Here is a 19,338-nt window from a genome sequence, read left to right on the forward strand (position 1 = left end):
GCGTCAGCCCTTCGGGGGCAGGTAGCCGGTGGCGCGGCCTGCCTCGGCGAAGGTCTGGCCGGCGCGCATGCGCTCCTCCACCGCCTGGTCGGCGGCCATCAGCGCCTCCGCCTTCGGCAGCGCCTCGGCCACCAGGGCGCGCGGAACCACGACGATGCCCGTCTCGTCACCCACGACGAGGTCGTCCTGCCGGACGGTGATGCCGCCGATCTCCACCGGTTCGCCCAGCGGCATCAGGCGCAAGCGGCCCTTGCCGGTGGTCGGCGCGACATGGCGGCTGGCGAGCCAGAGCCCGGTGGCGCGGATCTCATCGACGTCGCGGCACGCGCCGTCGATCACCACCCCGGCCGCCCCAAGCTGCTTCGCGCCATAAGCCGCGAGCCCGCCCATGGTGGAGATGGGTTCGCCGCCCACATCCACCATCAGCACGCGACCGGGCGCAGCGGCGGAGACGATGCGTCCCACCGCGAACTCCGCTTTCTCGAACTCGTGCAGCCGCCCCGGCACCTGGCGCGCGGTGGTGGCGAAGCCGCAGATGCGGCCCTCGCCGGAGCGCAGGGTCATGCCATGCACCACGCCCCAGACATCGAACTGATCCAGCGCATCGGCCCAGGTGCTGACCGGGATGGCGCCGGCGCGAGCAACAGTTTCCTCCTCCGTCATGGCGCCCTCAGTTGATCGTGGCGCCGGAGACGCGCACCGCCTCCGCCCAGCGCGCCGTCTCGGCGGCGATGAACTCGTCGAAGCGGGCCGGGCCGTAATTGGTCACGTCGCCGCCCATCTCCACCAAGCGCCGGGTGAAGGCGGCGTCGGAGACGATGCCCTGGATTTCGCGCGCGATCCGTTCCCGCAGCGCGTCGGGCAGGCGGGCCGGGGCAAAGGTGCCGAACCAGGTCGCGGCCTCGAAGCCCGGCATCCCGCCCTCGGCGAAGGTGGGCACGCTGGGGATCGCGTCCATCCGGCGCGGATGCGCCAGCGCGATCGCCTTCAGCTCGCCGCCGCGGATATAGGGCAGCACGGCGGAAAGGGTGCTGAAGGAACCGTCCACCAGCCCTGCGAGGAGATCGGTGTTCAGCGGGGCGTCGCCGCGATAGGGCACGTACTCGGCGGGCACGTCGGCGCGCAGCTTGAACAGCGCGGCCGTAAGGTGCTGCGCCGTGCCGTTGCCGGTCGTGCCGAAGGTCACGCCCTGGCGCTGCGCCTTGCCCCAGGCGACAAAGCCGGCGAGGTCCGTCGCGGGCACGCGCTTCGACACCACGAGGACGAGCGGGACGACCGAGGTCAGCGTGATCGCCGTGAAGTCGCGGATCGGGTCGTAGGACATGTTGCGGTACAGGCTCTTGCTGATGGTGTGCGCGCTCGTCGTCTCGAACAATGTGTGCCCGTCCGGCTCGGAGCGGGAAACGTGCTCCGCCGCTACGGTGGTGCCGGCGCCGGCGCGGTTCTCCACCACCACGGGCTGACCCCAGAGCGCGGGAAGCTTCTCGGCGATCATGCGCGCGATCACGTCGGTGGCGCCGCCCGCCGGATACGGCACGACGAAGCGCACTGGGCGCGACGGGAAGTTAGATTGCGCCAAGGCGGGCGCGGGAAGGAGGGAAGCGCCGGCCAGCAGGCCGAGCGCGCGTCGGTTCAGCGTCATCATGGACATCTCCTGTTTCCTTGGCCTGCCGTTCTTCGTGCGGCCATGAGGGGCCGGGCGTTCGCCGCCCGGCTGTCGTGCCTAATTCGTCGCGGCGTCGCGCCAGGCGAGGAGGCGGCGCAGGCCTTCGCGCATGGTCACCTGCGGCTCCCAACCGATCGCGTCCTTGGCGGCCTTGTGCACGATCTCGAAGGCGCCGCCGGAAGTGAGGCGAACCTTGGTCGGGTCCGGCTGCACATGTTCGGGCTGGAGGTCGGGACGGCCCGAGAGTTCGGCGACCAGCTTGACGAGTTCGAGCGTCGTCACCGGCTCTGGACCGGATGTGTTGACGGCGACGTCGGTGGCGGGCGCCTCCAGTGCCATGATGTTGGCCCGCGCCAGGTCGCCAACATAGACGAAGTGCTTGGTCTCGCTGCCGTCGCCGATGACCTTCGGGCGCTCGCCGCGCTTGATGGCGTCATGCGTCTCGACGATGTAGAGCGCGTTGGCCGCGCGGTAGTGCTGGCGCTCGCCATAGACGGTGGAATAGCGCAGCACCACGTAATCCTGGCCGTGCTTGCGGAAGGAGTCGCGGCAGAGCTGCTCGCCCATGATCTTGCTGGCGCCGTAGAGAATGGCGGCGGGCGGCGCGCCGGCGGCGTGGAAGGGCGTATCCTCCACGAGGTCGCCCTTCACCCCAGGACCATAGCCATAGACGGCATTGGAGGAGGAGAAGATCAGCTTCCGCACCTTGTTGGCGCGGCAGGCCTCCAGCACGTTCTGCACGCCGCGCACGTTCACGTCGATGCCGCCCCAGGGGTCGCGGTCGAAGTTCAGCGTCATGTAGGCGGCGAGGTGGACGATGCCGTCCACGCCCTCCGTGGCGGCCAGAAGCTGGTGCAGCTTCAGGATGTCGCCCTGGACGACCTTCACCTTCGGATTGCCGTCGAGGTGGGCGATGTTGGGCTGCCCGCCGAAGGACAGGTTGTCGAAGATCACGACCTCGCGGGCGCCGCGTGCCAGCAATTCGTCGACGGTCGCAGAGCCGACGAGGCTCGCGCCGCCAATGACCATGATCCGGGCGTCCTTCACCGGGACGGCGGCACTGTCCTTGTGCGCCATGGTCAGCGGGCCACCAGCATCGGGGTTTCGTGCAGTCCGAAATACATGCTCTTCACCTGTGCATAGAGGCGGAGGCCGTCGATGCCCTTCTCCCGGCCGATCCCGCTGTTCTTGAAGCCACCGAAAGGCGTGGTGGTGACGGATTGCTTGTAGGTGTTGATCCAGACCGAACCCGCCTCCAGCGCGCGGCCGACCCGCCAGGCGCGCTTGAAGCTTTCCGTCCAGATGCCGCAGGCCAAGCCGAAGGCCGTGCCGTTGGCCTGGGCGATCAGATCGGCTTCGTCGCGGAAGGGCAAGGCCACCAGCACGGGGCCGAAGGCCTCCTCCTGGCAGGTCAGCGCCTCAGGGGGCAGGCCGTCGATGACGGTCGGCAGGTAATAGGCGCCCTTCGCGTAGCCCTCGCCCTCCGGCGCGCTGCCGCCGCACAGGATGCGCCCGCCCTCTTCCCGCGCGCGATCCACGAAGCGGATCACGCGCTCCCGATGGTGGAAGGAGGCGAGGGGACCCATCTCCACGCCCGGCGCATCCGGAGCGGCGACGCGCAGCGCGCGGGTGCGTTCCACCACCCGCGCCAGCACCTCGTCATAGAGGCTGGCTTCGATGAAGAGGCGGGACCCGGCGACGCAGGACTGCCCCGCCGAGCCGAAGATTCCCGCGACCACTGCCGCCACGGCGTGCTCGATCTCCGCATCGGCGAAGACCACGTGCGGGGACTTGCCGCCGAGTTCGAGCGCCACGGGCACGAGGCGGTCGCCCGCCACGCGTCCGATGGCGCGCCCGGTTGCCGTGCCGCCGGTGAAGCTGATCATCCGGACGCCGGGATGGGCGACGAGCGCCGCGCCGATTTCCGCGCCGCGGCCCTGCACGACCTGCAGCATCCCATCGGGCAGCCCGGCTTCCCGCGCGATGCGCGCCAGTTCGGGCGCCAGGAGCGGCGAGTCCTCGGAGGGCTTGAGCAGCACGGCATTGCCGGCCGCGAGCGCCGGCGCGACCTTGGTCGCGTCGTTCATGATCGGCGAGTTCCAGGGCGTGATGCAGGCCACCACGCCGAAGGGCTCAAGCACAGTGAAGGAGACGTAGTCGCCACGACTCGGCGTCACGTCGGTCTCGAGCGTCTCGCAGACTCCCGCGTAGTAGCGGAAGGTGCCGATGGCGCTTTCGACCATGCCGCGGCATTCGGCGAGAGGCTTGCCGTTGTCGCGCATCTGCAGCGTCGCCAGCGCCTCCTTCTCCGCCGCGAGGCGGTCCGCGATGGCCTGCAGCACCAGGGCCCGGCGGTGCGGCAGCAGCGACTTCCAGCCCGAATGGTGGAAGGCGTGCCAAGCGCGCCCGACCATGGCGTCGAGACCTTCGGCCGTGGTCATCCTGACGCATCCGACGATCGCCCCGGTTGCGGGGTCCGTGCTTTCCAGTTCGTCCCCGTCCAGGGCCTGCGGCAAGGCGTCCATGCAGCGTCTTTCTCAACTCTTGCCGCGGGGTTTGCGCGCTCCGGGCAACCTTGCAAAGAAGGTCGATGTCGGTAATCTCACCGATAAGATTATCGATAATTTTTTCGAGGCCCGTCCTGGAGGAGCCGCCGTGACCGCCGCCCCAAGCCCCGCCGCGCGGCGCCTCGACCTGGATGTGGAACTGCCCGAGCAGGTGGCAGCGGTGATCGCCGCCATCGAGACGGACATCATCCGCAGCCGCATCCTGCCGCGCACCCGCCTCATCGAGGATCACCTGATGGAGGATTACGGCGCCAAGCGGCACGTTGTGCGCGCGGCACTGGCGGAGCTGCAGCGATTGGGGGTGGTGGTGAAGCCGCGCCATCGCGGCGCGGAGCTCCCCCGTTTCGAGAGAGGACAGCTCGACCACCTCTATGCCATGCGCGCCGTGCTGCACCGCGCGGCTGTGCAGGCCACGCCGCTTCCGGTGCCGCGCGCCCGGATGGCGCAACTGACCGCCGCGGAAAAGGCCCACGCGGCCGCGGCGCGGAGCGGCGACCTGATCCGCATCCACCAGGAGAACATGGCGTTTCATCGAGCGCTGTTCGGGCTTTGCGACAACCCCTACCTCGCCGAATCGATCCGGCTGCATGACTGGTTGAGCTTCCCCGCCCGGGCCTATGGCGCAGCCGGCCCGGGCGCGCTGGCCCAGGCTTGCGAGGAGCATGGGGCGATGGTGCAGGCCCTCCGTGACGGAGACCGCGAGACGCTGGAGCACTTGTCGGTCACGCACATGGACCGCGCGCGCCAGCTCTACATCCAGAAATTCCTCGCCGGCTGACGCTTAAGCGCCGGCGCTGCCCTGTGCCATGTCGCGGTTCAGCTGCCCGGCATAGCGGCGGAAGTCCACCTCCAGCGCATAGCGCGCGGAGTTGACATAGGTGCGCGCGAGGATCGCCAGGTGTTCCTCCACCTCGCGCTCCATCGTCGCGCGATCGGGCAGGCGGATCGTGCCGGCCAGCACGCCTGCCAGCCAGCGCGCCTGGATCTCCACCAGCGGAATGGTGGGACCGATCGGCTGCACGAGGCCTGTGAAGCACAGGCTGGGATGCGCGGGCGGCATGATCCGTCGATAAAGGCGCGCCTTGCCATCCTTCACGGGCCAAAGGTCGCGGTCGAGAAAGGGAAACTCCGTCTCGTAGCCAGTGGCGTAGATGATCGCGTCGAAATCGGTGCGGGTGCGGTCCGTGAACTCGACCGTCCTTCCATCCAGCCGCGCGATGTCCGGGCGGATGCGGATGCGCCCATGGCCCACATGTGGCAGCAGGTCCTGGCTGATCGTCGCGTGCTCGCGCCAGATCGGGTGTGCGGGGCGCGGGACGCCGAAGCGCTCCTGCCGGCCGATCGAGAGCACCTTCAGCCGGCCGAGGATCGCGCGCGCCAGCGGCACGGGGAGGCGAAGCTTGCGCGTGAGGAAGGAGGACCAGCGGTCGGTGGGAATGCCCATGATGTACTTGGGCATGATATGGGCGCTGCGCCGCGTGGAGAGATGTGTGGTGCGCGCCTGCCGCGCCACGTCGGAGGCGATGTCCACTGCCGAGTTGCCGATGCCCACCACCAGCACGGTCTTGTCACGGTAGGGGTCGGCGACGCGGTAGTGGTGGGAATGGAGCGCCTCGCCGTCGAACTGACCGGGAAAGTCGGGCCAGCGTGGCTTCCACAAATGCCCGTTCGCGACGATGACCGTGGGGTAGCGCCGCGTCTCGCTGCCTTTGAGGGCCACGTCCCATCCGCCCTTGGCGGGTGAGACGCGTGTCACCTCGGTGCGGAACTGAACATGCTCGCGCAGGCCGTAGCGGTCGGCATAGGCCTCAAGGTAATCCAGCACTTCCCAGTGGGACAGGAAGTCCGGCGCGTCGGGCGGGAAGGGGAAGTCCGAATAGGCGAGGTTCCGCACGCTTGTGTCGATGTGAAGGCTGCGATAGGCGGAAGAGACGCCGTTGTCGTTCTCGTAGCGCCACATCCCGCCAAGCTGCGAGCCCTTCTCGAAGATGTCGAAGGCGAGGTCCTTCTCCTTCAGCGCCTTGGCGGTGGCGATGCCGGAGGAGCCGCCGCCGATGATGCAGATGGGGGCCGCCGGGATGTGCTGTTCAGCCATGGCGGCGAAGATCCCTCGAGGCGCTGCGCAGCTTCATCCGGCGTCTCCCATGTCCTTCAATGTTTCTTCCAGTTTGTGTCGCATGATCTTTCCTGTGGTGGAGCGTGGGAGGTCGCTTTCGGTGACGAAGCGGATCTCGCGCGGCAGCTTGTAGGAGGCGATGCGGGCGCGGCAGGCGGCGAGGAGGTCGTCGGCCGAAAGCCCGGGCGCGCGGGGCAGCACGAAGGCGACGGGCACCTCGCCCCAGCGGGGGTCCTTGCGTCGCACCACGGCGGCGTCGGCCACCTGGGGGTGGGCGAGCAGGACGCGCTCGATCTCGGCGGGGTAGATGTTCTCGCCGCCCGACTTGATCAGGTACTTGCGGCGGTCGACGTAGTCGAAGGTGCCGTCGGGGTTGCGGCGCAGCACGTCGCCCATGTGGTACCAACCGCCGCGGAAGGCCTCCTGGTTGGCGGTCTCGTTGCGCCAGTAGCCGGAGAACAGGGAAGGGCCGCGAAAGGCGACCTCGCCGGGGGTGCCGTCGGGAACCTCATGGCCGTGCTCGTCGAGCAGGCGGATCTGGCACAGCGAGCTTTGGGTCTTGCCGAAGGAGGCGGGGGCGACGCCGATGGGGATGCGCCCTGCCGAGGCGGGGGCCATGCCGGTCTCGGTGGAGCCGAAGGTGTTGCGGAAGGGCGCGCCGAGCAGCGCCGTGATCTCGGCAATCTCCCCAGGCGGAACCAAGTCGGGCATCGATCCCATCACGGTGATGCCGCGCGGGCGCACGGGGGTGCGGCGCAGCTGCTCCAGCACCCTCGCCACCACGCCCGTGACGGCGAGAAGCCCCAGCTCCTCATGCGGAAGAAGTTCGACCAGTGTGGCGGCGTTGAAGCCGTCCATCACCATCACCTTGCCGCCATGCATCAGGGTGCCGAAGACATTGTCGGCCGCCCCCATGTGGAACAGCGGGGCCCACGCGACGAAGCACTTCCTTGGGTCGAGGCAGCCATCCATGAAGGCGATGGCCGTGCGCGCCACCATCGCGCGATGCGAGATGACGGCACTCTTCGGCATGCCGGTGGTGCCGGAGGTGTAGAGGATGACGAGCCCGTCTTCCGGCTGAACCGCCGTGGAAGGGCTTCGCGCCGGCTGCGAATGGAGCAGGGCTTCGTAATCATCGCCGAGCACGATAGCGGGCAGGGGGTGATCCAGCGGTTTGAGCCGCGCGGAAAAACGTTCGGAGACGATGGTCAGGCGTGGCTCCGCGAGGGCGAGGCAGTGGGCCAGCTCCTCAGGTGATTGGCGCCAGTTCTGACAGGCCAGGATGACGCCGAGCTTGGCGCAGGCCAGCTGGACTTCGATGAACTCGGCCCGGTTCTCCGACAGGATCGCCACCCGGTCGCCAAGCACAGTCCCATGCGCGATCAATGCGGCACAGAGCCGGTTCACGCGATCATTCAGCGCGGCATAGGAAAGCAGGCGTCCATCCTGCTCAAGCGCTGGCGCGCCGGGTTGCCGCCGGACCTGCTCTTCAAAGAGATCTCCGACCGTGATCTGGAAAGCGTCGGTGAGGAGCCGCGCCGTAGCGTCAGACATGAGGCGGCACGTGAAGCGTGCAGCGATTTGTTCCGTTGAGAGGAACATTAGGCCCGTGCCCCCTGGACCGGATGCTGTGCATTAGCATGAGGTCGTCCATTCCGCGCAACTCATCGCTGGCTTGGCACAGCATTCAACCGGCCTCAATCTCTTTCAGCTCCGTATGCGTTGAAGTGAATGGCCCGAGCCCGGGCATGACGTCGCTAGCACATAAAATTCTGTCCGGCGGAACTTGATATGCAAGGGCGAGAACACGCAACTGCGGCACCTGCCGGACGTCTTGGTACGCGGCGCTTATCCTGGTCGGTCAGCCCAGGTGTTCGCGTATCCATGAGACGGCCACCGCCCTGACCCTCCCGTTTCAGCGTGCGGCAGGGCGCGTGTTGCGGCGGACCATGGCCTCGCAGCGATTGTCCTCGCCGATGCCGAACTGGATGGTCGGCAGCAGCCCCGCCACCGGGGCGAGCAGCGCGCTCAGCGCCGCGACGGCGCCGCCGCGCGCCGCTAACTCGCCCATCTCGGGCCCGACGGACGGATTGCGGAACGTGCCCGAGATCAGGAGCGAGGTGGGCAAGGCGCCGATGGTGAAGCTTTTCGACTCGCTGCGCAGACGCACTTCGAGGCGCTCCCTCGCCAGGTTCACGCTTCCGGTCGCGGAGATGAGCACGTCCTCCGTATCCAGCAGGACGGTCCGCATGTTGAGGACGCCCCGCTGCAGGGCGAAATCGCCGACGAAGCACTGCACCGGGGTGCGCCCCGGCACGCCCAGCGCCGAGACCAACGCATTCGCCAGCCTCAGCCCCGACAGGTCGACCAGAAGCGCGGACAGATTGCCCCCGGACATGCCCAGGGTCAGCGAGCCATTGCCGGTGCCCAGGATGCCGGCCAGTGAGTTCCCGGTGCCTTCGACCCGCGCCCGCCCGCTCAAGGTCCCGGCGCCCTCGAAGGTACGCGTCGCCTGCATCAGGCGCGACAGGTCCAGGCGTTCGAAGCGCAAATCGGCCTGCGCCCGCATGCGGTCCTCCTCGGTCGGCGCCAGGGTGACGTTGCCGGAGATCTGGCCGCGGCCCACGGCGAGTGCGATTGGCCGCAGATGCACGACCCCCTCCTTCACCTCCAGCTCGGCCCGCATGGAGTCGAAGGGCACGTTGCGGCCGATGATGCTGTCGGCCCGGTAGCTGATGCGGATGTCGTTCGATTGCAGCTTCGGCAGGTCGAATGGTTCGTCCGGGAGGACGCGGGCGCGGGACTGGTTGCGATCCTGGGCGCGGCGCTGCTCCGGGGTCTGACCGGGCGTCGTGCGGCGACCGGGCTCCTCGCCGATGAAGCCGCCGAGATCGGCGAGGTCCACGCGGCGCGACTGCAACTCGCCCTCGACATCCATGCGCTCGCCGGCCGTGCCGACCGTGATGTGGCCGCTGATGTCGGATTGCCCCACGCGGCCGACGATCTCGCTGAATCGGTACCGCCCCTCCGCGTAGTCGAGCCGGCCCGACACCTCGTAGTTTGGGGTGGGCGGCGTCGGAACGCCGGTCAGCTTTTCCAGCTGCACCATGTCCGGGCCCTGGAGGTTCAGGCGCAGATCGGCGCCCGCCAGTGCCAGCGGGTCACGCAGCGTGCCCTCCAGCGAGAGCTGGGTCGGCCCGTTCGCGAGTTGCAGGGAAACCGGCCAGGGCCGGTCCTCGCTCAGCGCCATGATCGCCCCGCCGAGTGCCTGGCCGGTGATCGGCAAGCCGGCATAGGTGCCGGAGATCTCGGCCGCGATCTTGGGCTCGGTGCTCGCCTCGTCGCGGGTATTCACGGCAAGCTGGAAATCGGCCTGGAGATGGGGAAGGACGACGTGCGCGGAGCCGTCCACGATCCGCAGGATGCCCAGGCGGGGCTGCGAGGACCCGCCCGTGTCCGAGGCCGAGCTGCCGAAGCTGTAGTTGCTGGTGCGGTCGTTCAGGGCAACGGCTTCGACCACCGGCTTCTGGATCTCGAGTGCGGGCAGGACGAGGATGCCCTGCTTCCAGGACTCCATTAGGTCGACATGCGCCACCAGGCGATCGGCCCGGGCGAAAGGCACTTCGCTCGGGAAGCCGGGCGGGTTCGCGATGCGCACGTCTTCGGACGTCACCACGATTGTCCGGCCCAGGCGGACATGCAGGTGGGCGATGGTGACGGGGCGGCCGAGGGCCGCGGAAGCCCGGCTCTCCGCCAACGGCACGAACCAGTCCCAGGACCAGAAGGCGATGAGGAGCAGCAGGAAGACAACGGGCGGAGCCGTCCATTTCAGCCAACGCGGCAGGTTCAGGCGCGGCACCTCATCCTCCTGACAGGCTTTTCTTGGGTGGTGCAGGAGGGCCGCTCCGCACCCCGTGAAGTCTTCCACTGAAGGGAATGAGCGCCCCCGGCCGAGGGTTGCTTTCCTTCGGGGCTGTCGTGTGGCGCGTCTGGGTTGTTCCGATGCAGGAATGATGACCCTGATTTGTCGTATTCAGGGCTCAGCCGCGGCGGGCGTCATCTGGAGCAGCCATACAGGTTGAGGCAGGCGAAGTAGCGGGTGAGGCATTGCTGCGTGCAGCCGGCCCGGTCAGTGGGCGTGAAGGCTGGCGCGCCAGGGTTGGTGCTCCAGGTTGGAGGGCAGGCCATGCGGCAGGAGGCCTGCTGGGCCTCGCAGCCCTGCCGAAGGGGCGCCGCACAGGTCGCACGGGTCGGCGGTGGCTGCGTCGGTCTCGGCGGCGCCTGTTCAGCGTGCGGCCGGGGCATCTTGCGGGGCGCAGGTTCCGTCCAGCTCTTCGGGGGAGGGGGTTGGTCGCCCGCGGTCGGACCGGCCGCACCCAAGGCGGAGGCCAGGACAAGCAGGAAGCCGATCATCGCCAGGGTACGAAAGAACGACCGCATGCCTTAGCCCCCACTCGATGCGCGAAACGTTGGGGAAACCTCCCGCCACCACGGCCTTGGCGCAAGGGGACGCGCCGATCCCTGACGGGGCAAATTCTTGCGGCGGCGCTTCAGAAGCCGTGGCAGAGGGACTGGCGGACAAGCGCTGCTTCCCGACGGGCGTGGGAGCCGACTCTCCCAGCCGCCAGCAGGCATCGCGATGGCGTCCCCAGCGTAGCCAGGGAGCCTTACCGGATGGGGCCCCCAAGGCGTGGGCCGCCCTCCGATATGGTGGGGTCTCCCCCCTGCACCCACCGAAAGCCCTCGTGCTTGGTGATGGCGGCGATCCGGACCATGCCCCCCACGGATTTCGGCAGCAGCACCGCGAAGCGGACGAAGCCGATCGTGGTCTCGACCAGGAAGCGCGCGAGGTCGATCGCATCCTTCATCGGCATGGCCGGGACCGAGAGCGCGGCATAAAGGTCCCGGACGAGCTTCTCCTGCAGGCGCATGGCCTCCGGCGGGCGCAAGCCGTGCTCCGCCAGGACGTCGGCGATGTCGAAGCCCACGCCGAGAACCAGCCGGTTCAGGGCCTCGTACTGCCCGTCCCACAGCACCCCGAACGCCGTCTCGTCCATGATTCGCCGTGGCGGGGGGCATTGTTGCCCCGTCATGCTCACTTGCCAGACTTCGGCCAGGGACCGGCCGGCGGAATAGCCGCAAAGCCGGAGCTGGAGACTGGTCGGCTCGGGACAGGCGGCGGCCTTTTCCTCGAACAGGAAGGCCCTCAACTGCGTTGCGACCTGCTCCATCGTGTAGCGGGCGGGGTCGAGCTTCCATTCGGGGCGGGCCGGGTCTCGCCCGGCGAAGCGGCGCCGCAGATCCTTCATGAGGGTCTCCACGGACTCGTTTCCGATTCCGCCCGCGCCCGTGGACATCGCTCCGATGGGCAAGCCCTCGCCGAGATGGGCAATCTTGTTGGCGTGGAGGTAAATCTGCCCGCTGCCCATGGTCCCGGCGCTGTCGGCGGCCATGACCACGCCATCGTTGATCTTCACGGAGACGATGATGGTCATGGCGTCCCTTCCGGGCCGAGGCTGGCCCTCACGATCTGCGCCGCCGTGCCGGTGCGCCACGAAGGCCATCATGCGGCCGGCGGCTTCGATGGAGCGTCAATCCACGCCGCCTGGCCGCTGGAGCTTCAAGGCCGAGCCGTGTCGCAGGCCGGTCCTTGGCCTCCGGCTATCCGCATTCCGCACAGGTTGCCAGCCCACGCCGCTCGCGCACGAGCCCGATCGCGTAGCCGCAACGCAGGCAATTCGCTTCGTCGTCCTGCGCGTCGAACGGATCGGCCACGCGCCGGCTCGGTCTCCGCACCCCTCCGCCCACACGCTTGGCTGGCGGCTCGGTTACCTGTCCAGCATCGGGCGAGACAGTCGCCACCAGTTCGTCCGCGGGCTCGGCAGCGGTCGGTGTCCACATCGGCATGACGTGGGTGACTGCCTCCCTCGTGGCGGTCTCGACGGGCTCGGGTGCCGGCGATGTGACGGATCTGGCGGGAAAGCCATCACCCCAGGTCTGGGCGTGAACCCCAGGACCATTCTGTCGGGCGTCGGAACCGCCGGAGCCGGCGCCTCTGGCCGGCAAGCGAACGACCTCGACAACCCGGCTTCCGGTGGAGCCGCCCCTGCGCGGGACGGTTCGGAGTTCACGCTGGCTGCTGCCGGTGGGCTGTCCTCCGCCCAGCCGGGCGAAAACGCGGTCAATGTCCGACATGGGTCTCCAATTACTTCAGGGGATCGCGCCCCAAAACGGCCTGTGGCTGCGGAGGCGCAATGGTCACCGGGTTGTCGCAGGGCAGAAGTGCCCCATCCATGAGAAGCCTGAACCATTAAGCGGGTTTCCGCACCAGGCTCCGCAACACAGTGTTCGCGTCTGGTCGAGAAGGTCGACCAGCCCCTGCAACCCAAGCAATCCGGCCGGCTGGAAAGCGCTCGGGCGCCTTTTCCTGCAGCCGAACCTCAAGCCTGCCGGGCGCAGATGCGCACCGGAAGGCCCGCACGCCTTCAGCGGCGGGCCTTTCCTTTGGTGATCTCGCGCTCGATCACAGAGCGGTCGGTCGTTCCGGCCCGCCGCATGATCTCCCGCACGATGGCTGGGGAGATCCTGTGCCGCTTCGCGATCTGAGCGACATCTTCATCGACCTGTACGTCGGATTTCGGCGCAGAGTCGGCCACAGGGATTGCCATGAGAAGTTCCGTTCGGGAGGTGGTTCTGATTCGGTTCGCTTACTTGCGGCGTGCCTGGCGGGCGGCATAACGCGCATCGCGCTTGGCTTTCTGCTCGACGGCGAGCGTCTCGGCCGCCTGGGCCGCATCACGCTCGGCCTCGGCCTGCCGCTCGATTTCTTCTGCGGCGAGGCGTGCCTCCTCGGCCCGGCGGGCGGCCTGTTCTGCCTCGACCTTTCGGGCTTCCGCAGCGACAGCCTCTGCCCGCGCCTCGGCCTCGGCGCGACGCTGGGCGCGTACCCCCTCGCGCAACTCGGCAGCGGCGCGCTGTGCGGCAAGGCGCTCCTGCACTGTGGGATCATCCACACGCGGTTGCGCGCGGAAGCGGTCGATCATCGCCTTGCGGGCGAGGTCGGCCGCTTCGCGCCTGGCATTGAAATCGTCGCGCTTGGTTCCGTGCATCATGCGTAGCTATTGTCCTTGAAGTGGTGAACGAGGGCGAGCCGCCTAGATCATCCGAGGATGTCGAGGACGATCTGGCGGATCTCTGCGGGCGAAAGCCCGGTGCTGGGGCGAGGCGCCGGCGGCGCTGCGGCCGTGGTGTCGCCATGCGCGGATAGAACGCGCGGAGCGTGCTTGATGGTCATGCTAATTTTCTTTCTTCTTGGCGACGCCGTCCCAGGGGGCGGCGCCGCATCCATGCGAAAGGGCCGGGCGCGCTGCGCCGGCCGCAATCGAAAGGCCGTCAGGCCTTGCGCAGATTGGTCGCGGACATCTTGCCCTGCTGACCGCGCTGGACTTCGTATTCGAGCTTGTCACCTTCGTTGGGCGCGTCGAGGCCGGCGCGCTGGACGTCGGAGATATGGAGGAAAACGTCCTTCGTGCCGTCTTCAGGCTGGATGAAGCCGTATCCCTTGGTGGCGTTGAACCACTTGATGGTACCAATGGACATGAATGTTCCGTGTTCGATAGGTCACGGCCACACCGAATGATGTGTCCGATCAATCTTCTACAGGGAATGGGCGGGCTCAGCGCTCGATGAGGAGCTGGGGGAGCGCACTAAAACCAAGAAAAGCTGATGTCTCCAATATAGCTGAGGCCGCACCAGAATGTAAGGTGCAAAATGTTCGGCCGTCAGCTTCTTGCGGAGCTTGGTTCCGCATCCGGGCGTGCGGGGGAGTTTTCCAGCTTCGGACGTCCGTTGTTTCCTCGCCTCCTCGTGACCGCGCCGGTTCCTTGAGGCTGGAACTCGGGCGCGGCTTCCTGCCTCGCTCACCGCGAGCCGCCCGCACCTTTTTCCGAGAAGCACACTCCCCTTCGGCTGTCGCGCCCGAGAGCCAATTCAGCGGACAACATCGCGAGCCATGCCGTGCGAAAGGCTCCCCCTACATGCTTCTCGCAACCCAGCGGTCCGCGGGCCAATCAGCCGAGCAGCGTCCACTCGCTCCCCGGCCCACCGATCATGGTGGCCGCCTTCAGCGCGAAACCGTCCATCTCCCATAGGCCAAGCGCACCCGTCTCGTGCCGCAGCACGAGGTCGGCGCGGCCGTCGCCCGACAGGTCGGCCACCTGGGCGACACGCCAGGACGGACCGAAGGCGAGCGTTGTGCTCTCCACGCCTTCCGTGCCCCATTCCCACAGCGTTACGTCACCCGTCGCGTCATCCTGCCAGACGAAGCCGGAGCGTCCATCGCCATCCAGGTCGGCCATGCCGGCCAGGGCGAAGCGCCCCTCCACCGTCCCGGCCTGGGTTGCGGAGAGCCGGGTGGTCCAGTCCATCTCCCACACCCAGATGCCGTCCGCTTCGTCTCGAAGGACGATGTCGGCATTCGCGTCGCCTGTGACGTCCGCGCTGGCCAGGACCGTCTGGCCCGGTGCATGGCCCACGAAGACGCTGGCGGCGGGGGCGAGGCCGTTGCCATCCATGCGCCAAGCGGTGACGCCGCCATCGGCGCCCTGCCACACGAGGTCGGCGTCGCCGTCGCCATCCAGGTCGCCCTGAGCCACGAGCGTCAGCCCAGTCGGGCCCTGCCGCCAGGAGGCGCTCACCATCCCCGTACCGTCGCTCTTCAGCAGCCAGAGGTTGTTCCCGGCCGCGCTGTTGAAGAGGAGGTCGGCCCGCCCGTCGCCGGTCATGTCGCCGGAGAAGCGGAAGCGCCACGCGCCCGGCTGCGCCCAGCCGATGACCGCCGCGTCATCGACGGTTGATCCATCCATCGTCCAGAGGCCGATGACGCCGTTCCCGTTCAGGAAGACCAGGTCGGCCGACAGGTCGCCAGTCATGTCGCCGCGCCGGGGCTGGAGGTTGAGCGCGCCGTCGTCGAAGCGCAGCGCCTCCACGCCGGTGACGAGGGCGGTGCCGCCCGAGGTCTGCACCTGGAGGCGGCCATCGAACAGGTTGGTGATCACCGCATCGGCACGGTTTCCGGCGAAGACCGCCGTGTCGAAGCCGCGCCCACCATCGAGCAGGTCGTCGCCGCCGCGGCCGATGAGCGTATCGTTGCCACCCTCGCCGAAGATCGCCTCCGCGGCAGCGTGGCCCTGGATCGCCTCGCCGCGCTCGCCGCCGCGGACGGACATGGAGGCATCGAACTGCACGAGGCGCGCATAGCTCCCGTCCGGCGTGATCTGCGCCCAGGGACGCAGCGCCGTGTCGTCGCGGAAGTCGAGATTCTGAACGCGAAGATCGGCCTGCGGTCCGGCATCCGCCTCCTCATAGGCGCTGGACTGGGTTCCATGCAGCGCGACCATGTACTCGGCGAGGGCGTCCTGCTCCGTCCCCTTGACGGCGAAGGAGGCGGCGCCGTCCGAAAGCGCGGCGTTGTTCTGAAGATCCACCCGACTGCCGGGGATGATGAAGCCGGGCAGGGGGTAGCTGTCGCCGCCATCCGCGAGGAAGGAGAGGGTCACTAGCTTGATCACGCGGCCCGGGTCGCCGACCAGCACCCCGTCCTGCATGATCACGTCGGCGACCGAACCGTCCTCGTTGAGGATGGCGAGGTTGCGGATGCGCTCGCCTTCCGTCGTGACCGCGCCGCCGCTGACGGCCTGCGCGGCGCGCGCCGGGTCGAAGGAGAAGGACACGCCGCCGACCTGCGCAAACTGGCCCGGCGTGGCGGTGGAGGTCCATCCCGCCACCGCATGCTCGAAGAGCCGCTCGAAATTTGCCGCCGTGACGGACACGATGGAAAGGGTGTTGTTGAAGCGAAGCGAGTTCTCGATGTCGAGCTGGCTGACGCCGCCGGCCGGCTTGCCGGCCGCCGGGTTCTCCAGCGGCGGAAGCTCCTCCGGAATGGGCTGGCCCAGCACGGCGCCGATCTCGGCCCGGATGCCGCCGCCATTCTTCAGCGACACCATCACCCCGGCATCCACCTGGCGTGCGACGAAGAGGTTGGCGTCGGCGGAAAGGTTGCCGAGGTTGGTTTCCTCCGTGCGGACCTCGTTGCGGCGGCCCTCCAGGAAGACGTCGGTGAAGCCGAAGACATTGCCGTCTTTGGTCTCGATCACCGCCTGGATGGCGTCGGTAATCTTCTTCACCTCGCCGCCGCGCGTACCCTCGCCATAGGCGTCACACTCGCCCCAGAGCGCGGCGACGTTCTCGTCGGTCGTGGCGATGGCGCCGTTCAGCGCAGTGTCGACGGCGCCGGGGATGATCACGCCATTCGCATCGAAGTCGAGAACGAGGCGGCCGACATAGGAGTACTCGCCCGAGGTGGAAACGACCGCGACCGGCTTGCCGTCGGCGGCGGTGCGGAACACCGGGTATCCCTCGCTCGGCGTGTCGCCGGGGCGCAGCGCGTCGTCGCCATCGGCGAAGATGGCGTGGGACCCGGCGGAAACGATGATGTCCACGCCGCTGATCAGAGAGGCCAGCTGCAGCTCGTTCGCGTATTGCTGGAGGTGGGAGAGCAGGACGATCTTGTTGATGCCCTGTGCCACCATGGCGTCGACCCAGGGCTGGATGATCTGCGCCAGCTCCGCCATGTTGTCGCGGCCCCCATCGCCAGCGGAATCGAGGACGCGCACCCCGCCCACCGTCGAGATGGAGGCGAGAAGCTGGGTGGTCAGCCCCAGTATGCCGATCGTCTCGCCCCCTGCCTGCACCGTCGTCCAGGGCGCGATCTGCGCGTCGACGTTCTCGTTCGCGACTGACTGGTTGTCGGCGAGGTCCGCGGGCTTGGTCGCATAGGTGGAGGCGTCGCGCAGCGCCGTGGTGACGAGGGCGCGCAGCGTCGGCTCGTCGGCGAAGTTCAGGTTGGCCGAGAGATAGGGGAACTGCGCGCCGATATTGGTGACGCGCCCCGTCGTGGTGCCGGAGGTGCCGGCCGTGAAGTCGATTGCGGCGGCAAGGGCATTGGGGCCGAGGTCGAATTCATGGTTGCCGAGCACGGAAGCCTGAATGCCGATCGCGTTCATGATGGCGATGTCGGCGGCAAAGAAGGCTGGGCTGGATCCGCCTAAGCCGGTAAGCGACCCCGCGGGAAGGCCAAGCAGGGTTTCATAGAAGCCCCGCAGCACGGGCAGAAGGCTCGGGTCGGTGCCGGCAGCGCCGAAGGGACCGGGCAGGAAGTTGTCGCCGCCCGAAAGCGTGATGCTGGCGGGGACGGCATCCTCCAGCCGGTCCACGATGGCCGCGAATTGCTTGGCGCGGTCCGTGGCGAGCAACCCCGCCTCGACATCCGAGCCGTGCAGGAGCTGCAAGCGGAAGGTGCCGGGCTGGCCGACGGTGATGTCGAAGCCGGTCGTCGTGCCGCTCACCTCGTTCACGACGATGAGGCGGGGCGCCTCGTCTTCCGTGGCAGGCACGAAGACGCTGGTCTCCGGCCCGGTGTCGCCGGGGCGCTGGATCAGGCCGGCATAGGACACCTCCTCCGGCCCGTCGATGCGAAACGCCATGTTGGCGTTGCCGCGCTCCAGCCCCACGAAGGCGTAAAGCTGGCCATCCACCGTCCCGAGGGTGATGTGCTCCGGCTCCGCGCCCTTGTTGTCCGAGCGGCCATCGTCGTAGAGGGCGGGGAAGCGGCTCGCCAGGACCTCGTCGATCATCTGGCCGCTGTTGAAGCGAAGCGTCAGTGTCGGGGCGTCGTCCGGCCCGCCCACCTCCCAGATCGAGAAGGAGCGTGCGCCCGGCGCCACCAGCACGTCGAGGTCGCCGTCGCCATCAAGGTCGCCGTGCCATTTGGTGACTTCGAGCCGGCCGAGATCTGCGTCGCCGCGCCGCGACTGCACCTGTGTCAGCAGAGCAGGGTCCAGCGGCGGATTGCCAGTGGTGGGGACACTGCCGGAGGCTGGGACAAGGGCCGAGATCCGCACGCCCTCGTTGAACGCGCCACCATACTCGCGCAGGTCGCCCTCATTGGCGGTGACGAGGAAGGTCATGCCGTCCTGCACGAAGGAGGCGATGGCATCGGGCATGTAGGCGCCGAAGATGGGAACCTGGCGGATATTGGGACCGCCATCCCGATCGCTGGTGTCGATGCCGTTCCCCGGCTGGGAATGGTCGGACAGGCCGAGCGGCATGACGGAGACCCAGGCATTCGCCTCCAGGTCGAACACCGCGATGGCATTGTTCTCCTGAAGCGTCACGTAGGCGCGGCTGCCGCTGACCGTGATGTATTCCGGCTCGAAATCAGTGGAGGGCAGGGCGGTGCTGGCAGCGCCGAAGCCATTGGCGATCTTCACCCCCGCAGCGCGCAGCGCGTCCACCTGGGGGTCGAAGGCCTCGAAGCCAAAGAAGTCGTAGGACCAGTCGGACACCTGGATGACGCCGAGGCCGCCCTGCGGGTCCGCCGCGTAGCCGGGAGCGGGCTCGCCCTCGATGGCGACGAGGAGGCGGGCGCCGTCTGCGGTGAAGGTGATCATGTCCGGCACGGCGCCGACCTGGGCCGTGGCGCGCCAGGTGGCGGCGGTGCCGGCCTGATCCAGTGTGAAGACGGCGACAAAGCCTTCGGCGCCGGGAGCCGGCCCGTCGAAGGCGATGGCGAGGTTGCTGCCGCTCACCGCCACGGAGTTGCCCGTGCCAAGGCTTGGCGTCGCGCCGCCGTCGGGCGCGAGGATGGCGGATTTCGGGATGGAGAAGCGCAGCGCGCCGGCCTGGGCGTCGAGCGCGTCCACGCCATTGGCGCCGAGGGTGAAGACGAGGTTCCGGGCGGCGTCGTAGGCCACCACCTCCGAGTTGCCGGCCGCGCCGCCTGGAAGGCCCGCATGGCTGACGTTGAAGATGGCCGTGCCCTTGACGTTGATGGTCACTGATCGCCCCCGGTCCGTTGACCGGGCGTTTCTGTGGGGCGCCGCCTTTCATGTCTTTGCCAGTTCGGCGACAGGGACGAGAAGCTTCCGTGA

Annotated in this window: 13 protein-coding genes; 2 read left to right on the top strand and 11 right to left on the bottom strand. The window is 68.3% G+C overall.

Annotated features, from left to right (window positions below; all coding sequences use genetic code 11):
• Positions 1–3 precede the first annotated feature (3 nt).
• The 4 genes from OF850_RS00840 to OF850_RS00855 all read right to left on the bottom strand — a co-directional run bounded on the left by OF850_RS00840 (position 4) and on the right by OF850_RS00855 (position 4,191).
• Complete coding sequence (locus tag OF850_RS00840; protein ID WP_301587768.1) at positions 4–663, bottom strand: RraA family protein; 660 nt, start codon at positions 661–663, stop codon at positions 4–6.
• A gap of 7 nt (positions 664–670) precedes the next feature.
• Entirely contained in the window at positions 671–1,651 is a 981-nt protein-coding gene (locus tag OF850_RS00845; RefSeq protein ID WP_301587769.1) for a Bug family tripartite tricarboxylate transporter substrate binding protein, read from the bottom strand.
• Positions 1,652–1,723: 72 nt separating this feature from the next.
• Positions 1,724–2,743 (bottom strand): NAD-dependent epimerase/dehydratase family protein, encoded by a 1,020-nt coding sequence (locus OF850_RS00850; protein ID WP_301587770.1) that lies wholly within the window; start codon positions 2,741–2,743, stop codon positions 1,724–1,726.
• Between the two features lie 2 nt (positions 2,744–2,745).
• The gene (locus OF850_RS00855) at positions 2,746–4,191 is read right to left on the bottom strand and encodes an aldehyde dehydrogenase (protein WP_301587771.1); all 1,446 of its coding nucleotides are present in this window, start codon (positions 4,189–4,191) and stop codon (positions 2,746–2,748) included.
• A gap of 130 nt (positions 4,192–4,321) precedes the next feature.
• On the opposite strand from OF850_RS00855, the gene OF850_RS00860 reads away from it, so the two are divergent.
• The gene (locus OF850_RS00860; RefSeq protein WP_301587772.1) at positions 4,322–5,011 is read left to right on the top strand and encodes a GntR family transcriptional regulator; all 690 of its coding nucleotides are present in this window, start codon (positions 4,322–4,324) and stop codon (positions 5,009–5,011) included.
• Positions 5,012–5,014: 3 nt separating this feature from the next.
• Here OF850_RS00860 and OF850_RS00865 read toward each other — a convergent pair whose 3' ends face one another.
• The 4 genes from OF850_RS00865 to OF850_RS00880 all read right to left on the bottom strand — a co-directional run bounded on the left by OF850_RS00865 (position 5,015) and on the right by OF850_RS00880 (position 11,844).
• Positions 5,015–6,328, bottom strand: a complete 1,314-nt coding sequence (locus OF850_RS00865) for a flavin-containing monooxygenase (protein ID WP_301587773.1) — start codon at positions 6,326–6,328, stop codon at positions 5,015–5,017.
• A gap of 33 nt (positions 6,329–6,361) precedes the next feature.
• Positions 6,362–7,903 (bottom strand): class I adenylate-forming enzyme family protein, encoded by a 1,542-nt coding sequence (locus tag OF850_RS00870; protein WP_301587774.1) that lies wholly within the window; start codon positions 7,901–7,903, stop codon positions 6,362–6,364.
• Positions 7,904–8,264: 361 nt separating this feature from the next.
• The gene (locus OF850_RS00875; protein WP_301587775.1) at positions 8,265–10,208 is read right to left on the bottom strand and encodes an AsmA family protein; all 1,944 of its coding nucleotides are present in this window, start codon (positions 10,206–10,208) and stop codon (positions 8,265–8,267) included.
• A gap of 808 nt (positions 10,209–11,016) precedes the next feature.
• On the bottom strand, positions 11,017–11,844 hold the full coding sequence (locus OF850_RS00880) for an Ntn hydrolase family protein (RefSeq protein WP_301587776.1): 828 nt from the start codon (positions 11,842–11,844) through the stop codon (positions 11,017–11,019).
• A 1,092-nt stretch (positions 11,845–12,936) separates the two neighbouring features.
• Here OF850_RS00880 and OF850_RS23885 point away from each other — a divergent pair.
• A complete protein-coding gene (locus OF850_RS23885; protein WP_302474055.1) occupies positions 12,937–13,467 on the top strand; it encodes a hypothetical protein in 531 nt (176 codons plus the stop codon).
• Positions 13,468–13,508: 41 nt separating this feature from the next.
• Here OF850_RS23885 and OF850_RS00895 read toward each other — a convergent pair whose 3' ends face one another.
• The 3 genes from OF850_RS00895 to OF850_RS23585 form a co-directional block, all read right to left on the bottom strand.
• Positions 13,509–13,643, bottom strand: a complete 135-nt coding sequence (locus tag OF850_RS00895; RefSeq protein ID WP_301587778.1) for a hypothetical protein — start codon at positions 13,641–13,643, stop codon at positions 13,509–13,511.
• Positions 13,644–13,741: 98 nt separating this feature from the next.
• Positions 13,742–13,948: a cold-shock protein gene (locus OF850_RS00900; RefSeq protein ID WP_301587779.1), complete on the bottom strand. Its 207-nt coding sequence runs from the start codon at positions 13,946–13,948 to the stop codon at positions 13,742–13,744.
• A gap of 470 nt (positions 13,949–14,418) precedes the next feature.
• Positions 14,419–19,245: a choice-of-anchor I family protein gene (locus OF850_RS23585; protein WP_301587780.1), complete on the bottom strand. Its 4,827-nt coding sequence runs from the start codon at positions 19,243–19,245 to the stop codon at positions 14,419–14,421.
• Positions 19,246–19,338: the final 93 nt, after the last annotated feature.

Origin of the sequence: Sabulicella glaciei, assembly GCF_026183895.1 — a bacterium.
In the GTDB taxonomy this organism is placed as follows: Bacteria; Pseudomonadota; Alphaproteobacteria; order Acetobacterales; family Acetobacteraceae; genus Roseococcus; species Roseococcus glaciei.